This is a genomic window from Inquilinus limosus MP06 (assembly GCF_000767795.1).
Lineage (GTDB): Bacteria > Pseudomonadota > Alphaproteobacteria > DSM-16000 > Inquilinaceae > Inquilinus > Inquilinus limosus_E.
In genome coordinates, this window is the sequence record NZ_JANX01000181.1 from 1 (window position 1) to 10,276 (window position 10,276).

A 10,276-nucleotide genomic window follows, 5' to 3' on the forward strand; every position below is an offset into this window, starting at 1 on the left:
CTCCGCCGACGGCCTTGCGCTCGGCGACCCGCAGCTGGAGGCCGCGGCCGGGCACAGCCTGCAGCTCAGCCTCGACGGCAGCGGCACCCAGTCGGGCAAGGTCGTGATCGGCCGGCTGGAGACCCGGCTGGACAATGTCGTGCTGACCGCGGACGGCCAGGGCGACGCCATGGCGCCGTCCGGCGCCGGCACCCTGCACCTCACCGCGGCCGATCTGAGCCGCTTCTCCGGCCTCGTCGGCCAGCCGATCTCCGGCAACCTCGACCTGACGGTGAAGCCGTCGCTGGCGGCGGACGGCGCCGCCACCCTGGACTGGGACGGCACCATCGGCGAGGCGAATGTCGAAGCGACGCCGGCGGCCGCGGTGCTGGGGCAGCGCACCACCCTGACTGGCCGGGTGGAGCGCGATACCGAGGGCAAGATCACCGTCTCCCAGATCAGCGTGAAGGGCGAGAAGGCCTCGCTCGACGCCTCCGGCTCGCTCGACGGCGAGGCGATCGAGGGCCGGATCAAGGCTGCGCTCGGCTCGCTTGCCGCGGTGTCGCCCGGCGTCGAAGGCGCGGTGTCGGTCGACGCCACCCTGTCCGGCAGCATCGGCGCGCTTGGCGTCAAGGGCCAGGTGGTGGCCGAAGGGGTGAAGACCGCCGGCCATGCGGTCGAGCGTCTGACGGTCGATCTCGACGCCGTGGGCCTGCCCTCCGCCCCCGCCGGCACGGTCAAGCTGGCCGGCACGGTCGATGGCAAGCCGGCGACCGGCGACATCGCACTGGCCCAGCAGCCCGGCGGCGGCATCGACGTCCGTACGCTGGTGCTGGACGTCGCCGGCATCAAGGCCGACGGCAACGCCGCGGTGGCGGCGGACGGCAAGCCGGTCGGCGGTACCATCCGCCTGGCCGTCGCCGATCTCGGCGTCGTCGGCGCCTTCATCGGCCAGGCGCTGCGCGGCCAGCTCGACGCCACCCTGTCGCTCGACCCCGCGGCCGGCGCCAAGATCGACCTTTCGGCCCATCGCGTCGCCTATGCCGACCAGGCCCAGCTCGGCGAGATCCGGCTGACCGGCACGGTGCTGGACCCGATGACCGACAGCCGGCGGATCCAGGACGGCCGGCTGCTGGTCACCAATGCCACCGCCAGCGGCACCCCGATCAGCCGGGCCGAGCTGACCGCCGACGGCACGATGCGGCAGCTGGCGCTGAAGCTGCAGGCCGCCACCGGCTACGGCACCGCCGACATGGCCGCCGATATCGGCCTGAACGGCGATGAAACCGTGGTCGGGCTGAAGAGCCTGGCGATCCGCCAGTCCGGCCAGTCGGTCACCCTGTCGAAGCCGGCCACCATCCGCGCCGGCGCCGCCGGGGTTGACCTCGGCACCATCGACCTCGCGGTCAGCGGGGGCGGCAGCGTCAGCCTGTCGGGCAAGGCCGGCAACGCGCTGGACCTTCGCGCCCGCATCGCCCGGCTGCCGCTCGGCCTGGCGTCGATCGCCAGCCCCGGCCTGCAACTGCAGGGCCAGCTGAACGGCGACGCCACCATCACCGGCAGCGCCGCCGACCCGGGCGGCAAGTTCTCGCTGAAGGTGTCCGGCGCCAAGATGGGGGGCATCGACACCGCCGGCCTGCCCGCGGTCGACGCCACCGCAGACGGCACGCTGGGCGGCCAGCGCCTCAACGTCACCAGCCGGGTCACCGCCGGCCGCGCCCGGCTGGACCTGCAGGCCGCGGTGCCGCTGGGCGGCGGGGCGCTTTCGGCCACGGCCAAGGGCCAGGTCGAGCTGGCGATGTTCAACGATTTCCTGGCCGCCGGCGCCGACCGCATCGGCGGCCCGCTGTCGCTGGACATCAAGGTCGAGGGCACGCCGGGCAAGCCTCAGGCCTCCGGCACCGTCACCCTGCGCAACGGCAGCTACCAGAACTCGGAATACGGCGTCCGGCTGCAGAACATCGACGCCACCATCACCGGCGCCGGCGACAGCTTCCGGCTGAGCAGCCTGTCGGCCAGGACGCCGGGCGGCGGCACCATCACCGGCAGCGGCAGCGTCACCCTGGGCGCGAATGGCAGCCTGCCGGTCGATGTCCGGATCCAGACCAGCAACGCGCTCCTGGTCTCCAGCGAGCTCGCCACCGTCCATGCCGACAGCGACCTGGCCATGTCGGGCGACCTTTCGGCGGATTCGCTGCTCAAGGGCTCGGTCAAGCTGCGCCAGGCGATCATCCAGATCCCGGACAGCTTCCCGGTTTCGGTGACGCCGATCCCGGTGCGCCAGGTCAACGCGCCGCCGGAGATCGCGGCCCGGCTGAAGGCGCAGCAGCCCCCGCCGGCCCGCCCGGCCCCGAAGCCGATCGCGAACCAGCCGCAGAAGCCGCCGTCGCAGATCGCCCTGGACATCACCGTCGAGGCGCCGAACCAGCTCTATGTCCGTGGCCAGGGCATCGACGCCGAGATGCAGGGCCAGATCCATGTCGTCGGCACCACCTCGACCCCCGACATCCAGGGCGGCTTCGAAATGCGGCGCGGCGCGATCTCGAAATTCGGCCAGCGGTTGGATTTCGAGCGCGGGCGCATCACCTTCGACGGCGGGGTGGTGACGGATCCGCGGCTGGACTTCCTGGCCTCCTCACGCGCCGGTGACGTCACTGCCCATATCCAGGTCGGCGGGTATGCCTCCAAGCCCCAGCTCACCCTCAGCTCGACGCCCGAGCTGCCGCAGGACGAGGTGCTGTCGCGACTGCTGTTCGGCCAGTCGACCGGGCAGCTGAGCCCGACCCAGGCGATCCAGCTGGCCCAGGCCGCGGCCGAGTTGGCCGGGGTCGGCGGCGGCGGCACCGGGCTTCTGGGCGGCATCCAGAAGTCGCTCGGCCTCGACCAGCTCGACTTCAACACCGATGCCAACGGCGCGTCCGCGATCGGCCTCGGCCGCTATCTCACCAAGGGCGTCCGCGTCGGGGTCGAGCAGGGCATCGATGCCGGCAGCACCCGGGCCACGGTGACCATCGACGTGACCAACAACATCAAGGGCAAGGCCGAAGCCGGCGGCGACAGCGGCGGCGCTGTCGGGGTCACCATGGAATGGGACTACTGACGCGGCGGGCGCGACCCTTTGCCGCAACCCGGAGTTGCAAAATCTGCAACTCCGGGTGCCCTTTCGGTGCCGGGGGTGGGAAAAATTGCCGGAACGGCCCATTCCGATCCAGGATGGGCCGGATGTATGAATCAAAAGTTGTATAAAATTTGATACTTTTTTTAGAAAATTCATTTGTTATATTCATCCGGCTTGTGCGGAATGTTCTTTCTTGGCACGCATCCTTTTCAATCCCCAGACAGGTCCAAGCGGAAGGGACGACGCAGATGGCGCTTGAGAAAGCCCCGATGCCGAGGGGTGTGAAGCAGCGGTTCGACGACAATCCCTGCGAGACAATCTACGCCGAGGACGCCACCCGGATCATGGAGCAGCGCTGGTACAGGCGGTTCAGCGACGGTGAGGCCGGATATGTCCTGCACCGCGACGGGGCGCCGGCGCGCGTCGAGTATCATGACAACGGCGCGGTGCGCCGTGAGGACTGGTTCCAGGCCGGGCGCTATCATCAGACGGGGAAGCCGGCGGTGACCGTCTATCACCCGGATGGCTCGCCCAAATTCGAATGGTGGTTCCTGGCCGACGAGGCGCATCGCGACGACGGGCCGGCCCATATCCATTACGGCCGCGACGGCAGCCGGCTGGAGCGCTGGTACCGGCACAACCACCGCCACCGCACCGACGGCCCGGCGGTGGTCGAGCGCGACAAGGACGGCGCCGTGGTGAAGGCGGAGTGGTGGCTGGGCGGCAAGGAGGTCACCGCCGCGGCGGAGGCGTTCCTGGCCGAGACCGCGGCCTGCTGGCCGTTCGACGCCAGGACCGAGGCCCGCTTCCTGGAGCAGGTCTTGCGCCGCGCCGCCTGACCCTGGTCGTCAGCCGGCGGCCCTCCGTTTCGACCCGGCATCCGTCTCCTGGGACAGATCCTCCGGCGGGATCGCCACGGCGCCCTCCGGCAGGTGCTGGCGCAGGAACTCGGCCAGCATCTCGATCTCGCTGCGGCGCGCCGCCCCGCGGCGCCACACCAGCCCGATCCGCCGCGACGGCTGCGGCGCGTCGAACGGCCTGAGCGCGATGTCGCCATCGGCCACGGTCGGCGCGGTGCAGGCCAGGGCCGGCAGCAGGGTGATGCCGATCCGCCCCGCCACCATCTCCCGCAGGGTCGCCAGGCTGGTGGCGCCGAACGAATCCTCCTGCGTCCGCGCCGCGCTGCGGCACACCTCCAACGCCTGGTCGCGCAGGCAGTGCCCGTCCTCCAGCAGCAGCAGATGCTCGTCCGCCAGGTCGGCCGGCGCCACCCGGTTGGCCCGCGCCAGCCGGTGCCCGGTGGGCACGGCCAGCAGGAAGGGCTCGTCGAACACCGGCAACGAGTCGAGCTTCGGGTCCTCCACCGGCAGGGCCAGCAGCGCCGCCTCCAGCTCGCCCCGGCGCAGCCGCTCGACCAGCCGGTCGGTCAGGTCCTCGCGCAGATAGAGGCGCAGGTCGGGATAGGTGCGGCGCAACGTGCGCATCAGCCGCGGCAGCAGATAGGGGCCGAGCGTCGGGATCACGCCCAGCCGGAAGTCGCCGGCCAACGGCGCCGCCTGATCGCGGGCGGCGAGCAGCAGGTCCTGCGTCTCCGCCAGGATCCGCCGGGCCCGGGCGACCACCGCCTCACCCAGCGGGGTCAGGATGATGCGGCGCTTCGACCGCTCGAACAGCGGCCCGCCCAGCAGTTCCTCCAGCCCCTGGACCTGGGCGCTGAGCGAGGGCTGGCTGACGTGGCAGGCGGCAGCGGCACGGCCGAAATGCCGTGTGTCGGCGACCGCGACGACATAGCGGAGCTGCCGCAGGGTGATCGGTTGATTCATAGGCTCAACCTATCATAATCCTCGGAACAATCGATTGGATTGTGGGACTCCGGCTTGCTATCTCCCTGCTGCACTGCGGCACCAACTGCTGTTGCGCCGCACACAAGAAACCCAACGCAAGATCCCACGGAGCCTCTCGATGCCCATGCTGACCATTGGCGACACCTTCCCGGATTTCTCGCTCCAGGCGGTCGTCTCGACCAATCCGAAGGACGCCTTCACGCAGATCGACCGCGCCGCCAGCAAGGGCAAGTGGAAGGTCGTGTTCTTCTGGCCGAAGGACTTCACCTTCGTCTGCCCGACCGAGATCGCGGCGTTCGGCAAGCTGGCCGGCGACTTCGCCGACCGCGACGCGCTGGTCTACGGCGTCTCGACCGACAGCGAGTTCGTGCACCTGGCCTGGCGCCAGAATCATGCTGACCTGAAGGAGCTGCCGATCCCGATGCTGGCCGACATCCGCAAGGATCTCAGCCGCTCGCTCGGCATCCTCGAGCCGACCGAGGAAGTCTGCCTGCGCGCCACCTTCATCGTCGACCCGGACAACATCATCCGCTTCGTCTCGGTCAACGACATGTCGGTCGGCCGCAACCCGCAGGAGGTCCTGCGCGTCCTCGACGCCCTGCAGACCGATGAGCTGTGCCCCTGCAACTGGCAGAAGGGCGAGGAGACCCTGAAGGCCGCCTGATCCCCGGATCGGCCCTTTCCTCAGCACGGCCGGTCCGACCCCGGACCGGCCGTCGCCGTTTTCAGACCAGACATTCCGCCGGAGCCCCCATGTCGATCGACACGCTGAAGGCCAGCCTTCCCGATTACGCCAAGGATCTGAAGCTCAACCTGTCCTCGGTCCTGACCCCGCCCGGCGTGACCGCCCAGCAGATCTGGGGTTCGGCCCTGGCCAGCGCCTATGCCTCGCGCAACGCCACCGTGATCAAGGCGATCGCGGCCGAGGCGGCGCAGCACCTGTCGCCCGAGGCCCAGGGCGCCGCCAAGACCGCGGCGGCGATCATGGGCATGAACAACATCTACTACCGCTTCACCCACCTCGTGTCCGAGAAGGACTACGCGACCATGCCGGCCCGGCTGCGCATGAACGCGATCGCCAACCCCGGCATCGACCAAGTGGATTTCGAGCTGTATTCGCTGGCGGTATCGGCGATCAACGGCTGCGGCATGTGCATGGACAGCCATGAGCAGGTCGTCGCCAAGAAGGGCGTCGGCAAGGATGTGGTCCAGGCCGTGATCCGCATCGCCGCGGTCATCCACGCCGTGGCCGCCACCCTGGACGCCGAGGAGAAGCTGGCCGCCTAGAGCCCGTTTGTAAATGCTACTGGCGCGGCCGTCTGACGGCGGTTCCTGCGCTTCCGGTGCTCACGCACCAAACGTGCGCTGCGCTCCGGTTCTCGAAACCGCCGCCAGCCGACTCTCGCCAGCGCATTTCCAAACGGGCTTTGACGCCCTGCCTTTCCGGACAGAAGTGAGGCCCGCCCCGGTGGCGGGCCTTCTGCTATTCGGCCGCCAGCCGATCCAGCGCGATGCGGCGCCGGCGGGTGGAGCGGTCGGTCAGAACCATAGGCATGCCGTCGGAGCAGGTCTCGACCCGCGCCTCGACGCCATAGACCTCGCGCAGCATCCGGGCGGTGACGACCGCCCGCGGCTCGCCGCAGGCGGCGACGCGCCCCTCCTTCAGCACCAGCACCCGGTCGGTGAAGCGCACCGCCTGGTTCAGGTCGTGCAGCGCGATCAGCACGCACAGGCCGCGGCTGCGGGCCAGGTCGCGGACCAGCGTCAGCACCTCGACCTGGCGCTGCAGGTCGAGCGCGCTGGTCGGTTCGTCCATCAAGAGGATGCGCGGGTCGCGCACCAGCGCCTGGGCGATCGAGACCAGCTGCTTCTGGCCGCCGCTCAGCTCGCCAAGGTTGCGCATGGCGAGGTCGTCGATCTCGAGCAGCGCCAGGGTGCGGGTGACGGCGTCGAGATCGCTGTCGTCGACCCGCCAGCCGGCGCTGCTCTTGCGCGCCAGCAGCACCGATTCGAGCACGGTGAGGACCGCGTTCACCGCCGCCTCCTGCGGCAGGTGGCAGGGCCGGTTCGGATCGCCCTGCTCCCAGCCCCCGGCCGGGCGGCCGTCGACCAGCACCTCGCCCGGGCCGCCGATCAGCCCGGCGATGCGGCGGAACAGGCTGGATTTGCCGACCGCGTTCGGCCCGATCACCGCCGTCACCTCGCCGCCCGCCATCACCGGGGTGGTGATGCCGTGCAGCACCGCCCGCCGGCCATAGGCGACCGAGACGTCGCGCAGCTCCAGGGTTACAGGGTTCATTGCCATGCGCGCCGCCGGCTGGCCAGGATCAGGCTGAAGAAGAAGGGCACGCCGACCAGGGCGGTGATCACCCCGATCGGGAAGATCACGCCCGGCACGATCGACTTCGACACGATCGAGGTCGCGGACAGCATCAGGGCCCCGGCCAGCGCCGAGGCCGGCAGGAAGAAGCGCTGGTCCTCGCCGATCAGCATGCGGGCGATGTGCGGACCGACAAGGCCGACGAAGCCGATGGTGCCGACGAAGGCAACCGGCACCGCGGCCAGCAGGCTGACCGCCAGGATCGTCTCCAGCCGCAGGCGGCGGACGTCGATGCCGAAGCTGCGGGCCTTGTCCTCGCCCAGGCGAAGCGCCGTCAGCTGCCAGGCCCGGCGCGCCATCAGCGGCAGCAGCACCACGAGGACGACGGCGGTGACCGCCAGCTTGCCCCAGGTCGCCTTGCCCAGGCTGCCCATGGTCCAGAACACCACCGCGGCCAGCGCCTGCTCCGACGCCACATATTGCAGCAACGACAGCAGGGCGTTGAAGGTGAAGACGATGGCGATGCCCAGCAGCACCACCGTCTCCATGGTCACGCCGCGGCGCTGGCTGAGCGTGTGCAGCCCCAGCGACGCCACCAGCGCCATCAGGAAGGCATTGACCGGCACCATCACGTCGGTCATCGCCGGGATCAGCGCCACGCCGAGAACGATGGCCAGCGCCGCGCCGAAGCTGGCGGCCGCCGAGATGCCGAGGGTGAAGGGGTCGGCGAGCGGGTTGTTCAGCACCGTCTGCATCTGGGCGCCCGCCACCGCAAGGGCGGCACCGACCACCACGGCCATCAGAGCCACCGGCAGGCGGATGTCCCAGATCACCACCCGCAGCGTCGCCGGGACATCCGACGGCGAGACCAGGGCCGACACCACCTCGGCGACGCCATAGCGCGCCGGGCCGATGCCGATGTCGAGCACCAGGCTGACCAAGAGCGCCGCGGCCAAGGCCGCGAGCAGCAGCAGCTTGCGCCGCGCCAGGCCGCGATAGGCGGCACGGCCGGCGCGCAGATGGCTGTCGATCGGGATCGGAGAGGTGCGGTCGACCATGCTCAAGTCTTTCAGCCCGCCGGGTCGAGCGAGACCCAGTAGCCGGGCCGGTACGGGATCGGCAGGAAGCGCTCATGCAGGGTGCGGAGCGTCGCCTCCGGGTCGAGGTCGGCGAACAGCTCCGGATGCAGCCATTTGGCGATCTGCTGCACCGCCACGACCTGGTAAGGGCTGTCGTAGAACTGGTGCCAGATGGCGTGGACCCGGCCCTCGGCGATCGCCTTGACGCCGGTATAGGCCGGGCGCGCCACCAGCGCCGCCAGCCGCTGCCTCGCCAGCGCCTGGTCGGCATCGGGGCCGAGGCCGACCCAGCCGCCATCGGGTACGTACTGGGCCCAGTTGGCGCCGGTGATGATGACCACGTCCGGATTGGCGACGGTCACCTGCTCCGGATTCAGCACGCCGAAGGCGCCGGGGATCAGGTCCTCGGCGATGTTGGTGCCGCCCGCCATCTTGACCATGCGGCCGAAATTCTCGGTGCCGAAGGAGGCGCAGCATTCCGCGCCCCAGCCGGTGCCGGCGGCGCGCTCGATCATCACCTTCGGCCGGGGCGGGTTGGCCTTGGCCAGCCGGTCCTGCACCAGGCCCAGCTGCTGGTTGAAGAAGGCGATGAACGCCTCCGCCCGCTCCTGCCGGCCCAGGATCTGGCCGAACAGCCGCACGCTGGGCTCGGTGTTGGTGAAGGGCTCGTCGCGGAAATCGATGAAGACGGTGGCGATGCCGGCGCCCTCCAGCGTCTTGATCAGCCCGGATTCTTCGGCCGCCTGCTTCTGGCCCAGCAGCAGGAACAGCACGTCGGGCTTCAGCGCGATCGCCTGCTCGGCGTTGAAGGTGCCGTCCTCCGGGTCGCCGATGTCGGGGATCGCGTCGATGCCGGGGAACTGCGCCTGGTACTGCCGGTAGGTATTCAGATCGGAGCGCTCGAACTCGTCCTTCCAGCCGGCGATGCGGCCGATCGGGTTCTCGCGGTCCAGCGCGGCGACGATATAGATCTGCCGCCCCTCGCCGAGCAGGATGCGCTCGACATGCCTCGGCACCTCGACCGTGCGGCCGGCCAGGTCGGTGACCGACACCTTCTCCTCCGCCGCCAGCGCCCCGCCGGCGCAGAGGCAGAACACCGTCGCCGCCAGGATCCTCAGCATCGCACCCATCGTCACCCACTCCTGCTGCCGAGGTCGGGGTATCACGCGGACATTGCGATTGCGAGTGGTTTTCAATCTCGCTCGGGAGGATCGAAGACTCGGACGTGTGTCGTTCCTGATGCCATCAGTCATTGCCGGGCTTGACCCGGCAATCCAGGGGCCACCAAGAGCCGTTCTCGAAAGCCCCTGGATCCTCGGGTCAAGCCCGAGGATGACAGGAAAAGGGGCAACTATTCCTTCATCCGATCGCCCTGAATGACGCCCGGCAAGGCTGCAACGCGCCGTCGCTCTCTGGCATGCTGTCGCCGCAGCCCCGGAGTCGCCGTGATTCAGCTGTCCCGTCCCCGCCTCGACCCGATCCATGTCCGCCAGGCGGTGCGGGGCGCGATCGCGGCCGTCGCCGCCTATGCCCTGGCCGAGGCCTTCGGCCTGCCGAAGGGCTACTGGTCGGTGCTGACCGCGGTGATCGTGCTGCAGGCCACGCTCGGCGCCACGCTGGGCGCTACCGTCGACCGGCTGCTCGGCACCCTGCTCGGCGCCGCGTTCGGCGTGGCCGGGGCGGTGCTGTCCGGTCCCTCGGCCCTGCGCACAGGGGCGGTGCTGCTGCTGGTGATGCTGGCCACCGTCTACATCGCCGCCCGCCGGCCCAATCTTCGGCTGGGCTCGGTCACCGCAGCGATCGTCATGCTCTCCGACCCCAGCCATGCCGACCCGCTGGGCGCGGCCTTCCAGCGGGTGGCGGAGATCGGCCTGGGCACGGTGGTCGGGGTGCTGGCCGCGCTGCTGATCCTGCCGTCCCGGGCCCGCGACCATCT

General features: G+C 70.1%; 9 protein-coding genes. 5 read left to right on the forward strand and 4 right to left on the reverse strand.

Going from position 1 to position 10,276, the window contains the following annotated elements; all coding sequences use genetic code 11:
* Both P409_RS15700 and P409_RS36280 read left to right on the forward strand, forming a co-directional pair.
* A partial coding sequence (locus P409_RS15700; protein WP_034838823.1) for a translocation/assembly module TamB domain-containing protein occupies positions 1 to 3,079 on the forward strand: 3,079 nt, incomplete at its 5' end.
* Positions 3,080 to 3,345: 266 nt separating this feature from the next.
* The gene (locus P409_RS36280) at positions 3,346 to 3,936 is read left to right on the forward strand and encodes a toxin-antitoxin system YwqK family antitoxin (protein WP_152613402.1); all 591 of its coding nucleotides are present in this window, start codon (positions 3,346 to 3,348) and stop codon (positions 3,934 to 3,936) included.
* A gap of 9 nt (positions 3,937 to 3,945) precedes the next feature.
* Here the strand turns inward: P409_RS36280 and P409_RS15710 are convergent, their stop codons facing one another.
* Positions 3,946 to 4,920, reverse strand: a complete 975-nt coding sequence (locus P409_RS15710; protein WP_052120717.1) for a LysR substrate-binding domain-containing protein — start codon at positions 4,918 to 4,920, stop codon at positions 3,946 to 3,948.
* A 139-nt stretch (positions 4,921 to 5,059) separates the two neighbouring features.
* Between P409_RS15710 and P409_RS15715 the strand changes: the two genes are divergently transcribed.
* Both P409_RS15715 and P409_RS15720 read left to right on the forward strand, forming a co-directional pair.
* Positions 5,060 to 5,605: a peroxiredoxin gene (locus tag P409_RS15715; RefSeq protein ID WP_162531598.1), complete on the forward strand. Its 546-nt coding sequence runs from the start codon at positions 5,060 to 5,062 to the stop codon at positions 5,603 to 5,605.
* An 89-nt stretch (positions 5,606 to 5,694) separates the two neighbouring features.
* Positions 5,695 to 6,228, forward strand: a complete 534-nt coding sequence (locus tag P409_RS15720) for a carboxymuconolactone decarboxylase family protein (protein ID WP_034838828.1) — start codon at positions 5,695 to 5,697, stop codon at positions 6,226 to 6,228.
* A gap of 196 nt (positions 6,229 to 6,424) precedes the next feature.
* On the opposite strand, the gene P409_RS15725 is transcribed toward P409_RS15720, so the two are convergent.
* Genes P409_RS15725 through P409_RS15735 form a run of 3 tightly spaced genes read right to left on the reverse strand, consistent with a single transcriptional unit; the run spans position 6,425 to position 9,470 of the window.
* On the reverse strand, positions 6,425 to 7,240 hold the full coding sequence (locus P409_RS15725) for an ABC transporter ATP-binding protein (RefSeq protein ID WP_034838833.1): 816 nt from the start codon (positions 7,238 to 7,240) through the stop codon (positions 6,425 to 6,427).
* Positions 7,237 to 8,319 (reverse strand): FecCD family ABC transporter permease, encoded by a 1,083-nt coding sequence (locus tag P409_RS15730; protein ID WP_034838837.1) that lies wholly within the window; start codon positions 8,317 to 8,319, stop codon positions 7,237 to 7,239. The genes P409_RS15725 and P409_RS15730 overlap by 4 nt, the downstream gene beginning before the upstream one ends.
* An 11-nt stretch (positions 8,320 to 8,330) precedes the next feature.
* Positions 8,331 to 9,470, reverse strand: coding sequence for an ABC transporter substrate-binding protein (locus P409_RS15735; RefSeq protein WP_034838841.1), 1,140 nt, complete (start codon positions 9,468 to 9,470; stop codon positions 8,331 to 8,333).
* Between the two features lie 315 nt (positions 9,471 to 9,785).
* Here P409_RS15735 and P409_RS15740 point away from each other — a divergent pair.
* Positions 9,786 to 10,276 (forward strand): FUSC family protein (locus P409_RS15740; protein WP_161790404.1); only part of this gene is annotated, 491 nt, incomplete at its 3' end.

Bases quoted from the DNA above. Each gene is read 5' to 3' on its own strand.
- P409_RS36280 (WP_152613402.1), top strand. From the start codon at position 3,346: ATGGCGCTTGAGAAAGCCCCGATGCCGAGGGGTGTGAAGCAGCGGTTC.
- P409_RS15710 (WP_052120717.1), bottom strand. From the start codon at position 4,920: ATGAATCAACCGATCACCCTGCGGCAGCTCCGCTATGTCGTCGCGGTC.
- P409_RS15715 (WP_162531598.1), top strand. From the start codon at position 5,060: ATGCCCATGCTGACCATTGGCGACACCTTCCCGGATTTCTCGCTCCAG.
- P409_RS15720 (WP_034838828.1), top strand. From the start codon at position 5,695: ATGTCGATCGACACGCTGAAGGCCAGCCTTCCCGATTACGCCAAGGAT.
- P409_RS15725 (WP_034838833.1), bottom strand. From the start codon at position 7,240: ATGAACCCTGTAACCCTGGAGCTGCGCGACGTCTCGGTCGCCTATGGC.
- P409_RS15730 (WP_034838837.1), bottom strand. From the start codon at position 8,319: ATGGTCGACCGCACCTCTCCGATCCCGATCGACAGCCATCTGCGCGCC.
- P409_RS15735 (WP_034838841.1), bottom strand. From the start codon at position 9,470: ATGGGTGCGATGCTGAGGATCCTGGCGGCGACGGTGTTCTGCCTCTGC.